Annotated in this window: 16 protein-coding genes and 1 other annotated feature; of the genes, 6 read left to right on the top strand and 10 right to left on the bottom strand. The window is 44.8% G+C overall.

The genetic code is table 11. The features are described 5' to 3' along the window. Nucleotides 1-202 precede the first annotated feature (202 nt). On the top strand, nucleotides 203-547 hold the full coding sequence (locus L9Q39_RS11680; RefSeq protein WP_237485212.1) for a DUF2799 domain-containing protein: 345 nt from the start codon (nucleotides 203-205) through the stop codon (nucleotides 545-547). 107 nt (nucleotides 548-654) lie between these two features. On the opposite strand, the gene murQ is transcribed toward L9Q39_RS11680, so the two are convergent. Both murQ and L9Q39_RS11670 read right to left on the bottom strand, forming a co-directional pair. Then, entirely contained in the window at nucleotides 655-1,569 is a 915-nt protein-coding gene (gene murQ / locus L9Q39_RS11675) for an N-acetylmuramic acid 6-phosphate etherase (protein ID WP_237485211.1), read from the bottom strand. An 8-nt stretch (nucleotides 1,570-1,577) separates the two neighbouring features. Further along, a complete protein-coding gene (locus L9Q39_RS11670) occupies nucleotides 1,578-2,699 on the bottom strand; it encodes an anhydro-N-acetylmuramic acid kinase (RefSeq protein WP_237485210.1) in 1,122 nt (373 codons plus the stop codon). Between the two features lie 96 nt (nucleotides 2,700-2,795). On the opposite strand from L9Q39_RS11670, the gene nagZ reads away from it, so the two are divergent. After that, a complete protein-coding gene (nagZ, locus tag L9Q39_RS11665; RefSeq protein WP_237485209.1) occupies nucleotides 2,796-3,779 on the top strand; it encodes a beta-N-acetylhexosaminidase in 984 nt (327 codons plus the stop codon). 86 nt (nucleotides 3,780-3,865) lie between these two features. On the opposite strand, the gene btsR is transcribed toward nagZ, so the two are convergent. Together btsR and L9Q39_RS11655 are read right to left on the bottom strand one after the other, a co-directional pair. Next, on the bottom strand, nucleotides 3,866-4,588 hold the full coding sequence (btsR, locus tag L9Q39_RS11660; RefSeq protein ID WP_237485570.1) for a two-component system response regulator BtsR: 723 nt from the start codon (nucleotides 4,586-4,588) through the stop codon (nucleotides 3,866-3,868). Between the two features lie 5 nt (nucleotides 4,589-4,593). Continuing rightward, nucleotides 4,594-6,288: a sensor histidine kinase gene (locus L9Q39_RS11655; protein ID WP_237485208.1), complete on the bottom strand. Its 1,695-nt coding sequence runs from the start codon at nucleotides 6,286-6,288 to the stop codon at nucleotides 4,594-4,596. 231 nt (nucleotides 6,289-6,519) lie between these two features. Here L9Q39_RS11655 and L9Q39_RS11650 point away from each other — a divergent pair, with 231 nt between their 5' ends. Both L9Q39_RS11650 and tyrA read left to right on the top strand, forming a co-directional pair. Then, a complete protein-coding gene (locus L9Q39_RS11650; protein ID WP_237485207.1) occupies nucleotides 6,520-7,593 on the top strand; it encodes a 3-deoxy-7-phosphoheptulonate synthase in 1,074 nt (357 codons plus the stop codon). 8 nt (nucleotides 7,594-7,601) lie between these two features. Beyond that, nucleotides 7,602-8,729: a bifunctional chorismate mutase/prephenate dehydrogenase gene (gene tyrA / locus L9Q39_RS11645; protein ID WP_237485206.1), complete on the top strand. Its 1,128-nt coding sequence runs from the start codon at nucleotides 7,602-7,604 to the stop codon at nucleotides 8,727-8,729. Between the two features lie 76 nt (nucleotides 8,730-8,805). On the opposite strand, the gene L9Q39_RS11640 is transcribed toward tyrA, so the two are convergent. Both L9Q39_RS11640 and ettA read right to left on the bottom strand, forming a co-directional pair. Beyond that, nucleotides 8,806-9,801 carry a M23 family metallopeptidase gene (locus L9Q39_RS11640; RefSeq protein ID WP_237485205.1) on the bottom strand — a complete coding sequence of 332 codons (996 nt, stop codon included), beginning with the start codon at nucleotides 9,799-9,801 and terminating at the stop codon, nucleotides 8,806-8,808. 116 nt (nucleotides 9,802-9,917) lie between these two features. Continuing rightward, nucleotides 9,918-11,585, bottom strand: a complete 1,668-nt coding sequence (gene ettA / locus L9Q39_RS11635) for an energy-dependent translational throttle protein EttA (protein WP_237485204.1) — start codon at nucleotides 11,583-11,585, stop codon at nucleotides 9,918-9,920. Between the two features lie 249 nt (nucleotides 11,586-11,834). Between ettA and sltY the strand changes: the two genes are divergently transcribed. Together sltY and trpR are read left to right on the top strand one after the other, a co-directional pair. Continuing rightward, a complete protein-coding gene (gene sltY, locus L9Q39_RS11630; protein ID WP_237485203.1) occupies nucleotides 11,835-13,772 on the top strand; it encodes a murein transglycosylase in 1,938 nt (645 codons plus the stop codon). A 65-nt stretch (nucleotides 13,773-13,837) separates the two neighbouring features. Beyond that, entirely contained in the window at nucleotides 13,838-14,131 is a 294-nt protein-coding gene (gene trpR, locus L9Q39_RS11625; RefSeq protein WP_237485202.1) for a trp operon repressor, read from the top strand. A 7-nt stretch (nucleotides 14,132-14,138) separates the two neighbouring features. On the opposite strand, the gene yjjX is transcribed toward trpR, so the two are convergent. The 4 genes from yjjX to L9Q39_RS11605 form a co-directional block, all read right to left on the bottom strand. Further along, the gene (gene yjjX, locus L9Q39_RS11620) at nucleotides 14,139-14,651 is read right to left on the bottom strand and encodes an inosine/xanthosine triphosphatase (RefSeq protein ID WP_237485201.1); all 513 of its coding nucleotides are present in this window, start codon (nucleotides 14,649-14,651) and stop codon (nucleotides 14,139-14,141) included. Between the two features lie 37 nt (nucleotides 14,652-14,688). Further along, complete coding sequence (pheA, locus tag L9Q39_RS11615) at nucleotides 14,689-15,870, bottom strand: prephenate dehydratase (protein WP_237485200.1); 1,182 nt, start codon at nucleotides 15,868-15,870, stop codon at nucleotides 14,689-14,691. An 11-nt stretch (nucleotides 15,871-15,881) separates the two neighbouring features. Continuing rightward, nucleotides 15,882-16,002: a sequence feature (Phe leader region), on the bottom strand. Between the two features lie 111 nt (nucleotides 16,003-16,113). Then, the gene (gene hpf / locus L9Q39_RS11610; RefSeq protein WP_237485199.1) at nucleotides 16,114-16,440 is read right to left on the bottom strand and encodes a ribosome hibernation-promoting factor, HPF/YfiA family; all 327 of its coding nucleotides are present in this window, start codon (nucleotides 16,438-16,440) and stop codon (nucleotides 16,114-16,116) included. 295 nt (nucleotides 16,441-16,735) lie between these two features. Further along, nucleotides 16,736-18,199, bottom strand: a complete 1,464-nt coding sequence (locus L9Q39_RS11605; protein ID WP_237485198.1) for an MltF family protein — start codon at nucleotides 18,197-18,199, stop codon at nucleotides 16,736-16,738. Nucleotides 18,200-18,215: the final 16 nt, after the last annotated feature.

Genomic DNA, 18,215 nt, shown 5'->3' with positions numbered 1-18,215 from the left:
ATTGGTTGAGTGGTTATCTTGCGAGTTAAGTGGTCGATATAGAAACTAAGTGGTTTTATGAGCGGTTCAGTGGTGCGTCAGCAAGGTAATCAAACTGTGAGAGCCATCAAGTTCAGCGCTCAGAGTAGTATTCGAAGACATTAACTGGCATTGTATACCGATTCCATTTCCAGCTTGAAAATACCCAGACGAAAGGATGAATATGAAATTACTACCGTGGATTGTCGTGTCCCTGCTGCTTACTGGTTGCGCGCCGAGCCTAGATGAGTTAGCAAAAGAGGGTGACTGGCAACAAATTGGCTATCAAGACGGTGTAAGAGGGCAACTAGCAAGAAGCTACAGCGACTTAAATCAGTATGGTGCAACGGTGATGTCTGACTATCAACAAGGTTATGAGCAAGGCGTCGCAGAGTTCTGTGATGTGAGGTTTGCTTATCAGATAGGTTTATCTGGGCAGTATTACACCGGAGCTTGTGATGGCTTGCCCGATGCACAGCGTTTCAGAATGGAGTGGCAGCGCGGTTGGCAAGATTACTCTAGTCGATAAAACTAAAACGGAGCTTAAATGCTCCGTTTTAGTTAATGCTTCGTTTTAGTTAATGCCCAGTTTTAGTCTCTGCACCAAATTCAATAACTCAAAGGCGATAACTTGACCTAGCTTTCAACAGCTTTGCGTAAAAAGCCGTTGTGTTGGCTTAGTTGTTGGTTCGCATCTGTTTTATCTAATCCGGTTAGAATCATTAGGATCGCCAGTTTGGCGTTATAGTCTGCCGCTTCGAGTGTCTGGGTTGCTTGGGCATGGTCGCAATCTGTTGCTTGTATAACGATTCTCTGTGCTCGTGCGACTAACTTTTCATTGGTCGCTTTTACATCCACCATTAAGTTTTGGTAGCTTTTACCCAAGCGAATCATACTGGCAGTAGTGAGCATATTCAGTACCAATTTTTGCGCAGTGCCTGCCTTCAACCGAGTCGAACCCGTCAACGCCTCCGGACCCACGATAGGAGTGATTGCAATATTGGCAATCGCGGCGATATCAGAGTCAGGGTTGCACGAGACAGAGACAGTGGGTGAGCCGATGGAATTGGCATATTGCAGCGCTCCGATAACATATGGCGTTCGACCGCTCGCTGCAATACCAACGACCACATCCTTGCTGCTAAGCTTATGCTGGATGAGATCTTCTTTTGCCAAGGTGAGACTATCTTCAGCCCCTTCTTTAGCGCGAAACATCGCATCCTGACCGCCAGCGATAATTCCGACCACCATTTGTTCATCTACGCCAAAGGTGGGTGGACATTCAGAGGCATCGAGTACGCCCAAGCGACCGCTAGTGCCTGCGCCTAAATAGATCAGTCGTCCACCGTTTTGGAAGGCTAAGGTGATGGCGTCGACGGCTTTTGCTATCTCTGGCAATACTTTCTCAATGGCAATTGGAACCAGTGTGTCTTGTTGGTTGATACGCTTAACAATGTCATACGAAGAAAGTAGATCGATATCCATAGTGTCTGGATTTCTGCCTTCAGAAACCATTTTTGATAGGGTTTCAATCAAGGTGTTGTCGGTCATAAGGTATCCTAATCTGGTGAGTAACAGACGCCGAGAGGAACCGATTTTTTGGCTCCGGTGACGGATGGGAGGTTACTCGGAATGTGATTGAGATGGCAGTGAGCTAACCACGCAAATGCCATTGCTTCCATATAATCGCCGCTAATCGCCTGATGGTCAGTGGTCGCTACCTCCCAATCAGGCAAGTGGTTTTGTAGTGCTTGCATGATCAGAGGGTTATTTGCGCCTCCGCCACAAACAAGCAACTGACAAGGCGAGCCACTTTGATAAGGTTTGATCGCTTTCGCTACGCAACGGGCGGTAAACTCAGTCAAAGTACGCAAGATGTCATAATCAGAGACAAGGGAAGAGCATGACTGTAGCTGTTCTTCAAGCCATTGAAAGTGGTAATGCTCTCTTCCGGTACTTTTAGGCGCAGGTCTTGCTAAATAAGGGTCTTGGCTGAGGTGATTTAACAGCATTTGGTCAATTTTACCCTGATAAGCCAATGCCGCATCTTGGTCATAAGCGAGGTTAAATTTATGACTGCACCAGAGATCGATCAATACATTTCCTGGACCGGTATCAAAGCCAATCACTTCTCCATTAGGTTGTAAGATTGAGACATTGGCAATACCCCCAATATTGAGAATCACTTGGGTTGCTGTTTGTTTGGCAAACAGGTAACGATGAAAAGCAGGAACAAGTGGTGCCCCTTGTCCTCCCAATGCCATATCCTTACGTCTAAAGTCACCGATGACCGAGATCCCGCTACGAACCGCCAGAATATGGTTATCGCCCAATTGCGTGGTAAACGGATAAGGACCATCAGGTTGATGGAACACGGTCTGTCCATGATTGCCAATCGCCAAAATGTCAGCGGCGCTTTTGTTTGACTTCGCCAGTAACTGCTCAACCGCTTCTGCATAGAGGTGACCTAACTGATGGTCAAGCTCCCCGATTGAGGAAATGGATGTGGATTGACCTTGGCATATCGCCAGCACTTGTTGTTTGAGTGCTGGAGGATAGGGCAAAACATCATTCACTATCAGGCGAATCTGTTGACCATCGATAGAAACAAGCGCGGTATCCACGCCATCGAGGCTGGTGCCCGACATAATGCCAATATAGAGTCCCTGAATGTTTGTCATAAACTTGCTCCGTTTTTACATCGATATATTGTAAATCAAAAACAATAGGAATAACCTCGCACATGAGTATTTAAACCAATTTTTTGAGGTGTAATTATGGGACCACTCTGGGTTGATGTTGATGGCTTTGAACTTACTGCAGAAGACCGGGAGATTCTTGAGCATCCGACCGTTGGCGGTTTGATTCTATTTGGTCGTAACTATCACGATTCTGAGCAATTATCTGAATTGACCAGACAGATCCGCCAAGCAGCAAAGAAGCCGATCCTCATCGGTGTCGACCAAGAAGGGGGGCGAGTTCAGCGTTTTAGAGAGGGATTTACCCTACTGCCGCCGGCTCAACGTTACGCCGAGTTGGGTGATGAATCGTTGGCGCAACAAGCGGGTTGGTTGATGGCAGCGGAGATCATTGCTCACGATATCGATGTCAGTTTTGCTCCAGTTCTTGACCAAGGACACCAATCTAAAGCTATCGGAAATCGCGCTTTTGGTGAAGATTTTGATTCGGTGATCCGCTACTCAACAGCTTTTATGTCAGGCATGAAGCAAGCCGGGATGGCGACCACGGGTAAACACTTTCCGGGTCATGGCGGTGTACTTAGCGACTCTCACTATGAAACGCCTTTCGACTTACGCAGTGATATTTTTGAACATGATATGCGTATTTTTACCGCACAAATTCAGGCGGGCGTGTTAGATGCCATGATGCCGGCTCATGTAGTATTTCCCCACTATGATCAACGCCCAGCAAGTGGTTCTCCGTACTGGTTAAAGCAGATTTTACGTCAGCAATTAGGCTTTAAGGGTTTAGTGTTTTCTGATGATCTATCCATGGAAGGTGCAGCGATTATGGGTGGACCAGCAGCGCGTGCACAAGCAGCACTCGATGCTGGCTGCGATATGCTATTGATGTGCAATAACAGACAATCGTCAATTGAAGTGTTGGATAGTCTGAGCATTAGCTCAGTCGCCTTGGCGACCAGCATGCAAAAGCGTGACAGTTATACGGTTGCAGAACTTAAGTCGAGTGAGCAATGGAAGCAGGCTCATAAGCGAGTATTATCAGCACTAGAACAGTAACGCTGATTAAGTTTCTCCCCATTCCCTATTTGCTGATAGACATTAGATAAGTGAGCTCGACTAGGCTCACTTTTTTGTATCCCAAATTAATGAAACCCCAGCGTTTCTTTTAATGCTTTGAGATAACGGCGGCTAACCGGAATAGGGTGACCACTGAGCGTGATGATTTCGGCCAAGCCATTATCAAGCAGTTTGATCTCTTTGATCGCTTTGATGTTCACCAAGAATTGTCGGTGGCAGCGAATAAGGGGCGTTTTGTCCTCAATAACTTTTAGGGTGAGCTGTGAGGTAGCTTTTTGTGTTGCCGTTTGAATATGCACGCCAGAAAGATCGCTATAGGCAAATTCCACATCATGAGAGGCGATAATCACGATCCTGTTGTGACCAGAACAAGGGATTTGTTCTAACTGCGCGGGGGCAATCTTATCGATCTCAGTTTGCACCGTGCCGTGTTTTTCTAACCGTTGAATCGTTTTATTTAGTCGGCAGGGATCAACCGGTTTCAGCAAATAATCGAAAGCATTATCTTCAAATGCTTGGATGGCATATTGATCATAAGCCGTAACAAATACAATATGCGGACGGTGCTCCGGATCGAGCATAGTCAGGAGTTCTATTCCCGTAATCTGAGGCATTTGAATATCAAGGAAAGCCACATCAGGTTTGAGTTGATTGAGCAGCTTTAGACCTTCGATAGCATGACTGGCTTTGCCTACCACCGTTACTTGCCCCGTTTCTTCTAGCAATTGCGCCAACTCTTCGCGGGCAAAAAGTTCATCATCAATAATTAATGCGCGTAGTGGTTTCATCACGACTAAGCAATCCTTTCGTTTTGGGATACAACGGCATCCGGAATGATAAAGCTCATTCGCGTGTATTGGTGCTGTTCAACTTCAATTTTAAGCGCTGAATCACGACCAAATTTATTTTGTAGTCGGCGATCGACGATTTGTATGCCCAAACCAGCATGTTCCTTCTTGGGCGGAGCGTACTCACCGGCGTTATCTTCAACAATAATCCGATAGCCTTGCTCGCTGTTTTGACTGTAGATACGAACCCAACCAGAACTGAGCAACTGAGAGACACCATGCTTAATCGCATTCTCTACCAGCGGTTGCAGGGTAAAGCTAGGAAGTTCCAATTGCAGCAGTTCTGGTGCAATGTCGAACTCTACTTCTAGGCGATCACTAAAGCGCGCCTTCTCGATGGTGAGATAGGCATTAACGTGCGCCAGTTCCTCTTTGAGCGTCACGGTTTCGATATTCTGTTTTAGGTTACTTCTAAAGAATTGGGACAGGTGCTGAATAAGTTCACGCGCTTTATCAGGATCTCGACGGGTAATCGCGCTAATGGTGTTGAGGGCATTAAACAGAAAATGGGGATTGACTTGAGCATGCAATAGTTTGATTTCGGCTTGGTTTAACAAAGCCTGTTTGTTGAGGTACTCGCTATGTAAGATCTGGCTAGATAGCAATTGAGCGATCCCTTCAGCCATGGACATATTGATGGTAGAAATAAGCTTGCGTTTCGGTTCATACAGCTTAATGGTGCCGATTACTGTATCCCCAGTTCGCAGCGGAATGATTAAAGCAGAGCCAAGTTTACAATCCGCAGATAATGAGCATTGATAAGGGGTTTCTTTACCATCAAGGTAGATGATTTCGTTATTCGTCATCGCGTTGAGCGTACTTTTTGACGAGATCGGTCGATTGCGTAAGTGGTGGTCAGCGCCAATGCCGACAAATGCCAGTATCTTTTCATGGTCAGTGATAGCGACTGCCCCGACGTTGGTTTCTTCATAAATAATATTGGCTATCTTGCTAGCATTTTGAGAGTCAAAGCCGTTCACCAGGATACCAACGGAGCGCTCGGCAATATTTAAAGCTCTCCTAGAAAAAGTGGCGGAATACTCTTCAAAGATGGTTTTTCTATCGACCAAAATATTCATAAACAGGGCGGCACCGATAGAGTTCGCGATGATCATTGGGGCGGCAATATTTGAAACCAGTGTTGAGGCTTGCTCATAGGGTTGAGCGACCAGCAAAATAATCAGCATTTGTAGCATCTCAGCCCCAAGGGTGACTTGGAAGACCACTAAGGGATTGAATAGCTGTTCTGAGCGCTGTTTTTTTACAAAGTAGAGATGAATGAGTCCGCCGACAATACCTTCTGAAGTGGTCGAGATGGCACAAGCCAAATCGGTAAACCCGCCGAGAGAGTAGCGGTGCATTCCTCCCGTCAATCCCACCAAAAAGCCAACAATAGGTCCTCCAAATAACCCGCCCATAACGGCACCAATTGCGCGCGTGTTAGCTATCGCATCATCAATTTGCAACCCAAGGTAGGTGCCTAAAATACAGAACGATGAAAACAGCACATAGATACTGAATTTGTGGCTTAAGCGTTTAGATACACTAAACAAAGGGATAAACAGCGGCGTCTTACTTAGCATATAAGCTAACATAAGATAAACGCACATCTGTTGTAGCAAAGAGAGAATTAAGTCCATAAGGGGCTCGTATTGTCGCGATTACCCTTAGTGTATACAAGGACGATAGAGATAGCACCTTCGTGTTTCTTGGCGCGTAAAGCATTAACTGTAAGGTTAAATTTACAGTTAATGCTTTTTCTTGTTTACACTTGATTGTGTTTATTTTATCTGTATATTAGCTGTTAATTCTTAAGCAAGGTTGGATTGGTAACAGCTTGCTGTAATAAAAAGTTTACAGGTGTAATGGTTATGAAAAAGAGTGAATTGAGCAATATTAATATCAGTGATGAACAGGTACTGATTACTCCAGAGCAGTTAAAACAGAAACTACCTCTAAGTGAAAAAGCTCGTAAGTTTATCCAAGAGTCTCGTCAAACCATTGCCGACATTATTCATAAGAAAGATCATCGCCTATTGGTGGTATGCGGTCCTTGTTCGATTCATGATGTTGAGGCAGCAAAAGAGTACGCTAAGCGCCTTAAGCAGCTTTCAGAGCAATTGAGCGATCAACTCTACATAGTAATGCGAGTGTACTTTGAGAAACCTCGTACGACGGTAGGTTGGAAAGGCTTGATCAACGACCCACAACTTGACGGTACTTTTGACATCGAGCATGGTCTGCATGTTGGACGCCAACTGCTGGTTGAATTGGCAGAGATGGATATCCCACTGGCGACAGAAGCGCTGGATCCAATCAGCCCTCAATACCTAGCGGATACCTTCTCATGGGCAGCGATTGGTGCTCGTACTACCGAATCACAAACGCACCGCGAAATGGCGAGTGGTCTATCAATGCCAATTGGTTTTAAAAACGGCACGGATGGAAGCCTATCTACCGCGATCAATGCGATGCAAGCGGCCTCTTCAAGTCACCGTTTCATGGGGATTAACCATGAAGGACAAGTAGCACTGCTGACCACGCAAGGCAATGCCAACGGTCATGTGATCTTACGTGGTGGTAAGCAAACCAACTACGATTCAGTCTCTGTTGCCGAGTGCGAACAAGAGCTGGCGAAATCGAATTTAGATGCTTCTTTGATGATTGATTGCAGCCATGCCAACTCTCGCAAAGACTATCGTCGTCAACCTTTGGTGGCGGAGGATGCGCTCCATCAGATCCGCGAAGGCAACAAATCAATCATTGGTCTGATGATTGAAAGTCACCTAAATGAAGGCAGCCAAAGCTCAGATATTCCTCTAAATGAGATGAAATACGGAGTTTCTATCACCGATGCTTGTATTAATTGGGATACAACTGAGACACTATTGCGTCATGCTCATAAAGAGCTGGTCCCATTCTTGGAAAATCGTATTAAGGAATAATCACATCTATGGCTGCTGAATTAACTGCGTTGCGCGACAAAATTGATGAAGTTGACAAGCAAATGCTTGATTTGTTGGCACAACGCCTTTCTCTTGTTGAGCAAGTGGGTGAAGTAAAAAGCAAACACGGTTTACCCATTTATGCCCCAGATAGGGAAGCCGCGATGCTGGCTTCTCGTCGTGCGGAAGCAGAGAAGAAAGGCGTTCCACCTCAGTTGATTGAAGATATTCTTCGCAGAACGATGCGCGAGTCATACGCAAGTGAGAAAGACTCAGGCTTCAAGCGTTTAAACCCAGAGTTGCGTTCGGTGGTGATCGTTGGCGGTAAAGGTCAGTTAGGTGGCTTGTTTGGTCGCATGTTTACCTTATCAGGTTACCAAGTGAAAATCCTTGGCAGCCAAGATTGGGATCGCGCCGATGAGATGCTAAGCGATGCGGGTCTGGTTGTGGTGACTGTACCGATCAATCGCACTCAAGGCGTGATCGAAAAGCTCAATCAATTGCCAGAGGATTGTATCCTATGCGATTTAACCTCGATTAAATCTAAGCCTCTTGAGGCGATGATGAAAACACATAAAGGACCGGTTGTGGGTTTACACCCGATGTTTGGTCCGGATGTCTCGAGTCTCGCTAAACAAGTCATCGTTTACTGTGATGGACGAGGCGAGAATGAGTACCAATGGTTACTTGAGCAGTTTAAGATCTGGGGCGCATCGCTGTGCCAGATCTCAGCGCAAGAGCATGACAAAGGGATGACATTGATTCAGGCATTGCGCCACTTTACCTCTTTTGCTTATGGTCTGCATTTAAGTAAACAAAACCCAAATATTGATACCTTGATGAAATTAAGCTCACCGATTTATCGTTTAGAACTTGCTATGGTAGGGCGTCTATTTGGACAAGATCCGAATCTATACGGAGATATTATTCTGTCGTCGGATGAAAATATTGAGATGATCAGACGCTTCCACCAACAGTTTGGCGATGCTTTGGCTTTACTTGATGGAAAAGATAAAACACGTTTTGTCGAAGAGTTTAATCAAGTTAGTGATTGGTTTGGCGATTACTCAAGGCAGTTTATGTTAGAGAGTCAAAACTTACTTAAACAAGCCAATGATGCGATTCATCGCGGTTAATTAAAGAAAAAACAGCCTAGCAATGCTAGGCTGTTTTTTTATCTTCTTATGTTCCTGTAAAATACTAGCCAACTCTTTAAGGTGTCTCCTCGGCTTGTTTTGTTTCTTCAGTCACAGCGGTATTTATCGACGCATCAGTATAAGGCACATTGGTTAAATTAACCTGCAGTTTGACCATACTGGTAATGATTTCGACCAAGGGTGCCCATTGGACTTTTTTCTCTTTCTTAAATACATAATCAAAGTTTTCAGGCGTCCAATCGATCAAATATTGTGGATTCAATGAGCGTCCTAAAAAACGCACTTCATAGTGCAGGTGAGGACCGGTAGAGTTACCGCTGTTTCCGCAGGTCGCAACCACATCGCCTTTACTAACAAACTGACCGTGTTTGGTTTTGAAGTGCTTCAGGTGAGCGTAAGAGCTCATAAACCCAAAAGCGTGTCGAATGGTGAGATAGTTACCATAGCCTTGCTTGCTTGGTCGCACGGTTTCGATCACACCATCTGCGGGTGCCAGAATATGTTCACCGGGTTTACAGGTGAGATCGATACCAGTATGAAATTGAGTTTTGCCGGAAATAGGATTAGTGCGTCGCCCCCAAGAAGAGGAGATGCGTTGGTAAGTGACTGGGCTATCATTCGGAATGAGCCGAAACATAGTCGCTCTTACCGCAGAATCAATCGCTGCTGCATCAATTCTTTGCTCAAGTGAGTCAGTGCTTACTTCCTCCTCACCTAAACCTAATACGGCTTCAACATCTTCAATACGCTTACCAAGAAGTTGCAGTTGATCGTGTTTCTTTTGCAGTTCTTGAGTGAGATCGTGAGCGTTATCTGTCTGCTGTTGCAACTCTGTTTCCAGCACCGACTTCTCTTGCTGTAAGTCGGATAAAGAAAGCGTCGTCATGGATAACTGACTTTGGCTCTGCGTATAAGAATACCCCACCAAACCAAGGGCGATAGGTAATAGAACCGTGATCGTTAGAAAGGTAATTGAACGCTTTTTCCCTAAGCGAATTGTTTTTTTCTGTCCTTGTTTTTTGGGTATAACTACATGAATTTTGTTAGGCATAAGAAAATTTACAAGCTATTTATAAACTCTGAGAACAGACGTTAATATAAATAACATTATTTAAAAAAACAGAGGTCGCCAATACTAGCGACCTCTGTTAAAAACACAAGAGTCAATTATTTAGATATGCGTTTATATTTGATTCTGTGAGGCTCAGCAGCCTGAGGCCCCAGTGTTTTCTTCAACCATTCCATATATTCGGTGTAGTTACCTTCGTAGAAGTTAACTTGACCTTCATCGCGGTAGTCAATGATATGGGTTGCAATACGGTCAAGGAACCAACGGTCGTGGGAAATAACCATGGCACAGCCTGGGAATTCAAGCAGTGCTTCTTCCAATGCACGTAGAGTTTCTACATCAAGGTCGTTGGTTGGCTCATCGAGTAGCAACACGTTACCGCCCGCTTTGAGCAGTTTCGCAAGGTGTACACGGTTACGCTCACCACCAGATAGCTCGCCAATCACTTTTTGTTGGTCCACACCTTTGAAGTTAAAGCGAGAGCAGTAGGCACGCGCTGGGATTTCAAAGTTGTTGATCTTGATGATGTCAGCGCCTTCAGAGATCTCTTGGAATACCGTGTTGGTATCGTTCATCGAGTCACGGAACTGCTCAACAGACGCCAACTTAACCGTATCACCTAACTCAATCGAACCTGAATCTGGCTGCTCTGTACCGCTTAGCATCTTGAACAGCGTCGATTTACCGGCACCGTTGGCACCGATGATGCCCACAATTGCCCCTTTAGGGATGCTGAATGAAAGATCATCAATCAGAACGCGACCATCGAATGACTTAGTTAGGTTGTTAACTTCAACAACCTTGTCACCTAAGCGCTCGCCTGGTGGAATAAACAGCTCGTTGGTTTCGTTACGCTTCTGGTGATCAGAGTTTTGTAGTTCTTCAAAGCGAGCCATACGCGCTTTCGATTTCGCCTGACGACCTTTAGGGTTTTGACGAACCCATTCAAGTTCTTTCTCAATGGTTTTTTGGCGAGCTTTCTCTTGCGATGACTCTTGTTGTAGACGAGCATCTTTCTGCTCTAGCCACGATGTATAGTTACCTTCCCATGGAATACCTTCACCACGGTCAAGTTCTAAGATCCAGCCTGCAGCATTATCTAGGAAGTAGCGGTCGTGGGTAATCGCCACCACGGTTCCTGTGTAGTCAACGAGGAAGCGCTCTAGCCAAGCCACCGATTCTGCATCAAGGTGGTTGGTCGGTTCGTCAAGCAATAGCATGTCCGGTTTTTCGAGCAATAGGCGACAGATAGCAACACGACGACGTTCACCACCGGAAAGATACTGAATTTTTGCATCCCATTCTGGTAGACGTAGGGCATCCGCAGCACGCTCTAACGTATTATCTAGGTTATGCCCATCTTTTGCTTGAATCAGCGCTTCAAGCTCGCCTTGCTCTTTAGCCAGAGCATCAAAGTCAGCGTCTGGTTCAGCGTATGCCGCATAAACCGCATCGAGTCGCTTCATTGCATCGGCAACATCCGATACCGCTTCTTCAACGATTTCACGAACGGTTTTTGATTCATCAAGAACCGGTTCTTGTGGAAGATAGCCCACGTTAAGACCAGGTTGAGGGCGAGCTTCGCCATCAATATCGGTATCAATACCTGCCATGATACGAAGAAGAGTCGATTTACCCGCGCCGTTAAGACCTAGTACACCAATTTTTGCACCAGGGAAAAAGCTTAACGAGATGTCCTTAAGAATTTGTCGCTTAGGTGGCACAATTTTGCTCACTCGCGACATGGTATAGACGTATTCAGCCATTGCCGATCGTTCCTAATTTTTATTGACCAAAGACCTTTATTTTATACTCAAGTGAGTCAATTATGCTAGGCAATGGCGGGAATAGTGAGCGTGAGGCGTAGGACAGTACGGATTTAGTGTGATCGTGGCGTGACAATTATTGAAATAAATTTTGATTTGGCAGACTGTTTCATAATGTCTTAAATTGAGACTGTTAGGGTGTCGTATTGTGTGACAGCCCATCTATTATAAGTTCAAGGATCGATATCTATGTTTTCTTTCTCCAAAGCTAGGTACTGCGTTACGTTATTTGCAGGGATTTTATTAGCGCCTAGCAGTTTGGCTGCCGAAGATGATGTTGTTAACCAGCAGCGAGAGCTTTACGATCAAGCCCAGTCTTTAATTGATCAAAAAAAGTTGTCCGAGGCGAAGCGCATTACTCGCAGAATTTCAGACTATCCCTTAACGCCTTACTTACACTATCGCCTATTTAGCGCGGAGCTAAAAGACAAGTCACCTCAGCAGGTCGAGGCTTTTATTGAGCAGTTTCAATCTTTGCCTTTCTCAACTCGCATCAGAGCGCCCTATTTAGATCATCTTTATCGCCAAAATAAGTGGCAAACCATCGCTGACTTTCAACCTAGTGAGCCTTCTGGCGAGCGCTATCAATGTATTTACTACTATGCGCAACTGAAAGTTGGCGAGCAAAAGTTAGCTTATTCTGGAGCTGATAAACTTTGGAATAGTGGAAAAAGCGTTTCAGATCGCTGCGATGCTTTATTTGCCGATTGGAATAAAGCTGGATTGAGGACTGACGATAAGGTCCTCGAACGAATGGAACTCGCTTTTCAGCAGAGAAATGATTCGCTGATCCGCTATCTCAATAAGCAACTAAAAACACAGTCAGGACAGGCACAAGGTAAGGCATTGGCTGCATTGTTTAATGATCCAAAAACGGTGACCAGTTTTGCGAGTAAAAATTACCAAGATCTGAGTCGTGAGAATCTTGCTAAACTCGCCTTCGAAAAGTACGCAAGACAGGATAGCCAACAAGCGAGGCAAGTACTGGAACAACTTAAGCAGCAAGGCAACCTGTCAGAACATAGCTATACGCAAATGGAAAACTATTTAGCCGCGAGATATATGTCTACCGACTCTGCCTTAGATGCAGCCTGGCGAGATAAGGTTCTGAGTAAAACGACCAATCAAACCTCTTTGGAGCGTCGCACTCGGCTAGCCATTACTAATGCCGATTGGCAAGGCATTGCTCAATGGATCGCTTTAATGGCTGAGGAAGAAAGAGACAGCATTCGTTGGCAATATTGGTTAGCACGCTCAGAAATCGGTAGCGGTAAACAACAACAGGGAGAACAACGCCTCAACGCGATTATGGGGCAGAGAAACTTTTACAGTGCCGCTGCTGCGACTTATTTTGGCGTGCCGATTCAATATCCCGTGACCTCGACCACATACCAAAAAGAGCGGCTCGCACCCTATCAGACCTCGCTGCTGCGAATCGACGAGTTGATCAAGCAGGATAAAATTACTGCCGCTAAATCAGAATGGCGTTATTTGCTATCTCGTGTCGATAAAACAAATAAGCAACAACTCGCAGCTTATGCCGCTAATCAGAACTGGCATCACTTAACGGTGGTCGCAACCATCTCGGCTAAAATGTGGGACAACCTCGGACTTCGTTTTCCGGTGGCTCATAAGTGGTGGTTTGATTTCTATGCTAAACGCTTGGAATTGGATCCTACGCTGCTGATGTCACTGGCAAGGCAGGAGAGTGCCATGGATGTTGAAGCTCGATCTCCCGTGGGAGCGAGAGGGATCATGCAGATTATGCCTAAAACGGCGCGATATACTGCGAAGAAACATAACATTAGCTATCAAGGTGCCAGTCAGTTATACAGCGTCGGTAAGAATATTGAGATCGGCTCAAACTACCTTAACGATTTATTGCAGCAGTACGAGGGCAACCGTATTTTTGCTCTAGCGGCGTATAACGCGGGTCCATCTCGTGTCAAACGCTGGCGAGAGAACTCATCTCAGCAACTCGATGCGATTGCGTTCGTTGAAGCGATACCCTTCAGAGAGACACGCGGTTACGTGCAAAATATTTTGATGTTTCAGGTCTATTATTATCAATTGATGGCAAATACTTCGCCGCTATTGACTCAACAAGAGGCAAAACTACGATATTAATAGACTACCAATCTTCAAAGGCTTAGGGTTAAAATGTTGAACCGCAAGTTTTTATAGGTGAGTGTATGAAGCCTCAGTACCAAGATTGGTCTCAAATTTTGCAACTGATTGAGCGTTCACATGATGACGACTTACAATCGACATTATTAACGCTGCTGCTAACTCCAGATGAAAGAGAAGCCGTGACCGCTCGGGTAAATATTGTTAGTGAGTTGCTTAAAGGTGAGCTTTCACAGCGCCAGATCAGTCAGTTATTGGGCGTAGGCGTCGCAACCATTACGCGTGGCTCTGCAGAAGTGAAGCGGCTTTCTGATGACGATAAAGCCGCTTTATTGCGTATTCTTGACCAATCTGAGTAAAGAGCGCTTAAAAGTGCTCTGAATTGATAAAGGGAATAAGAGCGAGAATCAACGCTTGGTGATAGACCGAGCTTCTGGTTAACTCGCCCTTGGTCAACAAAGAGATCGCCCCACCTTGTTGCTTGATGTTTTGGGTGCCAAAGGTCGCATCCATCACATTGCCCAACTCATTAGTGGCTGACAACTGCTCGACAACCGCGGGCGGTAGCATAAGGCTAGCGCTTCTTGATTGTCCAATGATGCCGTTAGACTCAATAATCATCCAAGCAAATGTTGAACTTCCTTCAAGTCCTGCCTCAATACCCACATAAAAATCGGCTTGCAGTGCCGCTTTGGCGTTACTGACACGGTTTCTAGCACCGAGCAACGTCTCCTCGTTGCTCATAGGTTGGTCTGCGACTTCACTAGGGACGTCGATGCCACTAAATTCAAATTCATCCTGTTCAAACACAGCCAAGAATGCGCTTTTTACAGCGTTGATTTTGGCTGGGTTTAGAGAGGCGATCAGCACTTTTTTCATTAATTTTTCCATCTTTATCAACGAAATAGAGGGCGTGTTAAGCCATGACGTCAGGAATCACAGGCTTAACGTTATCCGTTGGATAACAACCAAGAACTTTAAGATACTTGGTTATCTTCATTAGTTCTTGTAGCGCACTTTGCATATTGTCTGAATCTTTGTGAGCTTCGACATCCACATAGAACATCTCTTCCCATGGATTCCCCATAATTGGACGCGATTCAAGCTTGGTCATATTGATGTTGTAGCGCTGTAAAACCAACAAGGTTTCAACCAAAGAGCCCGCTTGCTGTGATGTCGACATGATGAAGGTGGTCTTGGCTGGAATTTGCGTAGAGACCTCCACCGGCTTTCTAGCGACCACAATAAAGCGCGTATGGTTTTCGGTCTGATTAGCGATATTGCCTTTGATAGACTGCAAGCCATAAAGCTTGCCACTCGCCGCATGACCGATTGCAGCGACATCATCACGAGAAAGCTGCTGCACTTTTTTCATGGCATCAGCCGTGCTGGCACATGACTCTAACGTAACGCCATCGAGTCGACTCAAAAATTCACTGCATTGCTGGTGCGGTTGAGGATGAGAGTAAAGGACTTTAATTTGTTCCAGAGGCATCTCTTTTGTGGCAACTAGGCAATGTTCAATAGGCTGAGTTAATTCGCCTACGATATGTAATGTCGTATGTTGCAGCAAATCATAGACTTCATTGATCGAACCTGAGCTGGTGTTTTCAATGGGTAAAACACCATAGTCAGCATGACCTGACTCAACGGTTTTGATCACTTCTTTGAAATGTTCGCAATTCAGATCCACCAAGGACATATTCTTTCGAGAAAAATACTCGCGACTTGCTAAATGAGAGTAGGAACCTTTCGAGCCTAAAAATGCCACTCGAGCGACTGGTTGACGGCTTTGTGATGGATTAGCGAGGTTTTGCAAATAAGTCTGCTGGAGTAGTACCGAGTCTTCAATGATGGTATGAAAAATTTTGGTGATGTAGTTCGCATCGAGTTGATATTTCTCTTTGCCATTATTGATGAGTTTGACCAAAAGTTGCTGTTCACGAGCAGCATCACGAACTGGTTTAGAGGTTTGTACTTTGCTTTTGGCGACTTCCGTGCTGAGCTCGCGGCGCTCAGAGAGCAGGCTTAGCAGTTGGTCATCAAGTTCATTAAGACGAAGACGAATTTCATCTAGAGAATACTGTGGTTCTGTCATCAAATTTTCCTTATAAAAAAACCTCCCTTGTGGGAGGCCTTCCGTTCGTTTTTGACTTTTCTTTTAAAACGACGCAGCCTCCAAGCCTAGTGGAGAAAAAAGAAGTCAAAAAAGAACAGCGGTTTGCAAATCATTGTTCGGTTATTCCAGTCGTTTACTAGCATCAACAATAAGCAAGCACTCTCTAAGCGTCAAGCAAAAAAATAGCGCCTCAAGGCGCTATTCAAATGTTTTATTGAATTATTATTCAATTTCTTCTTCAGGCTCAGGCTTCTCGGCTCTTCGTGCCTCAGGCTTATGTCTGAGCTTGTTTAGCTGACGTTCAAGTTTTTGTTCTACTTCATTAACGGCAGCATATAAATCTTCATGAACAGCGGAAGCGACAAGTTTGCCTTTGGGTACCGTAATCGACGCTTCGAATTTCTTCTGTTTGTTCGGCTCTTCACTAAAAGCAGTTTGGCAACTGATGATGTCTACTTGCCACTTTTCTAGCTTTTTAAATTTGCTCTCAATGTGCTCACGGATTGCAGAGGTGATCTCAATGTTTTTACCAGTAATGTTTACTCTCATATTTCTTTTCCTCTGTGGCATCCCTCATGGGTTAACTCCAGATTACTGAAATAAGGCAAAATAAATGTGATTCAGATCACTAAATTCGCGGGAAAAATGCAGCTGAGATTCATTTGTGATCGACTGCAAATCTTTTTCTAATATTGTAGAAAAAAGACTATCATTTCTCGAAAAAGTGTATAAATTTGAAAGGAGTAGTACGCTAAAAATGACTCGTTTTTGGGGAGTTTTTACGAATCCAATTTCATTGCTGCTCAGTAAATCACCACCTCATTTCTTTGAACTCCCTCACTTATTATTCAATCGTTGCGTTGCGATAGAGATCCAACAAAGCCGAAGGATGACCATCACTGTTATTGGCTTGCTGTTCACGACGAATCTGTTGTAGCGAGGCTAACTGTTTGTATATCACGTAATACCGATTGATATTGGCGACATAGGTAATGGGCTCTGAACCAATATAGCGTCGTGTTATCACTTCTACATGATTAAACCATCGATTAGGGTCATAGCCTTGTTGTTTTGCCAGTGTTCTCATACGACTGATATTACCTGGACCCGCATTATAGGCCGCGAGTGATAGGTAGACACGATCGTCATCGCTTATTTCAGGGTCGCTAAAATATCGGTCTTCAAGAAAGCGCAGGTATTTGGTGCCAGCATGGATATTGTTCTCAACATTGTTGATGTTGCCGATATTGACGTTTGGATCTTTCGCTGTGCTTGGCAGAATTTGCATGATACCGACAGCACCTTTTGCCGATACGGTATTTTGATTGAGTTTTGACTCTTGAAATGCCATTGCTCCTAACATTAAAAAGTCAAAGTCATACATATCCGCGTACTTTTTAAACAGTGAGGCTAGTTTTTCTAATTGCGCTATATGACTGGGCGCTAGTACTCTAGAGAACCAAGACGTACTTTCCATGTATCTTTGATAGATGACATTACCGAGCAAGGTGCCTTCTTTCGCTGTTTTGATAAAACCGTTGATCACTTTGAGTAGGTCAGGAGAGTTTTTTCGTATTGCCCAGGCGATTTGGCCGTCAGTTCGAATGGGAATATCTTGATGAATATTGAGATCTTCAAAGGTTTTTTTCCAGAAAAAGGCTTTGTGGCTATCTAATACGGTTGCACTGATATAATCGAGTTTCAGCATCTCTATCAACTCATAGTCTTGTATTGTTTCCTCTAGATATTTGATGAATATGGGCGTTTTGCCTTGTTGTTGAAGTTGCTGGTTGATCTGTTGCAGGCTCTCGAAGTAGCTGGAACTTCCTCGTACCCACACTTCTTTACCACTCAAGTCGTAGGCGGATTCAAGGTTAGGGTAGTCGGAGCCAGTCACAATAAACTCACTGATGTTTTGAACCGCAGGATCGCTAAACTCGACAAACTCTTTTCGTTGCGGGGTGATGGTGAGATTGGCAACCACCAGATCGCCGTAGCCATTCACCAAGGAAGGCAGTAGATCATCTCTGGGTACAGGGATCACTTGTACTTTTACTTTGGGATGCTGTTTTTGCAAACTGCTCTCAAAATGGGATAGCAACTCCGCTCCGACCCCTTTCGGTTGTCCTTTTTCGATATAGTAAAAACCAAGATCTGCAGAAACTAACACTCGTACTACCCGTTTTTCTACGAGAGTATCAAGGTCTCCAGTATAGGGAGTATTCCCCAGAGGGGTAAGCTCAAGTGCGGAAACAGGAAGGGAGGACAGCAAAACACATAAGCTGAGGAGGATAGCTTTCACAGACAACTCTTATACTTCGTAA

It is taken from the genome of Vibrio hippocampi (assembly GCF_921292975.1).
Lineage (GTDB): Bacteria > Pseudomonadota > Gammaproteobacteria > Enterobacterales > Vibrionaceae > Vibrio > Vibrio hippocampi.
The sequence above is the reverse complement of the archived record's forward strand: the minus strand, read 5'-3'. Positions and strand labels throughout refer to the sequence as shown.

Excerpts from the sequence above, each read along its gene's own strand:
- sltY (WP_237485203.1), top strand. The coding sequence starts at position 11,835 with ATGTTTTCTTTCTCCAAAGCTAGGTACTGCGTTACGTTATTTGCAGGG.
- tyrA (WP_237485206.1), top strand. The coding sequence starts at position 7,602 with ATGGCTGCTGAATTAACTGCGTTGCGCGACAAAATTGATGAAGTTGAC.
- murQ (WP_237485211.1), bottom strand. The coding sequence starts at position 1,569 with ATGACCGACAACACCTTGATTGAAACCCTATCAAAAATGGTTTCTGAA.
- btsR (WP_237485570.1), bottom strand. The coding sequence starts at position 4,588 with ATGAAACCACTACGCGCATTAATTATTGATGATGAACTTTTTGCCCGC.
- hpf (WP_237485199.1), bottom strand. The coding sequence starts at position 16,440 with ATGAGAGTAAACATTACTGGTAAAAACATTGAGATCACCTCTGCAATC.
- nagZ (WP_237485209.1), top strand. The coding sequence starts at position 2,796 with ATGGGACCACTCTGGGTTGATGTTGATGGCTTTGAACTTACTGCAGAA.
- trpR (WP_237485202.1), top strand. The coding sequence starts at position 13,838 with ATGAAGCCTCAGTACCAAGATTGGTCTCAAATTTTGCAACTGATTGAG.
- L9Q39_RS11655 (WP_237485208.1), bottom strand. The coding sequence starts at position 6,288 with ATGGACTTAATTCTCTCTTTGCTACAACAGATGTGCGTTTATCTTATG.
- yjjX (WP_237485201.1), bottom strand. The coding sequence starts at position 14,651 with ATGAAAAAAGTGCTGATCGCCTCTCTAAACCCAGCCAAAATCAACGCT.
- L9Q39_RS11640 (WP_237485205.1), bottom strand. The coding sequence starts at position 9,801 with ATGCCTAACAAAATTCATGTAGTTATACCCAAAAAACAAGGACAGAAA.
- L9Q39_RS11680 (WP_237485212.1), top strand. The coding sequence starts at position 203 with ATGAAATTACTACCGTGGATTGTCGTGTCCCTGCTGCTTACTGGTTGC.
- L9Q39_RS11670 (WP_237485210.1), bottom strand. The coding sequence starts at position 2,699 with ATGACAAACATTCAGGGACTCTATATTGGCATTATGTCGGGCACCAGC.
- L9Q39_RS11650 (WP_237485207.1), top strand. The coding sequence starts at position 6,520 with ATGAAAAAGAGTGAATTGAGCAATATTAATATCAGTGATGAACAGGTA.
- ettA (WP_237485204.1), bottom strand. The coding sequence starts at position 11,585 with ATGGCTGAATACGTCTATACCATGTCGCGAGTGAGCAAAATTGTGCCA.
- pheA (WP_237485200.1), bottom strand. The coding sequence starts at position 15,870 with ATGACAGAACCACAGTATTCTCTAGATGAAATTCGTCTTCGTCTTAAT.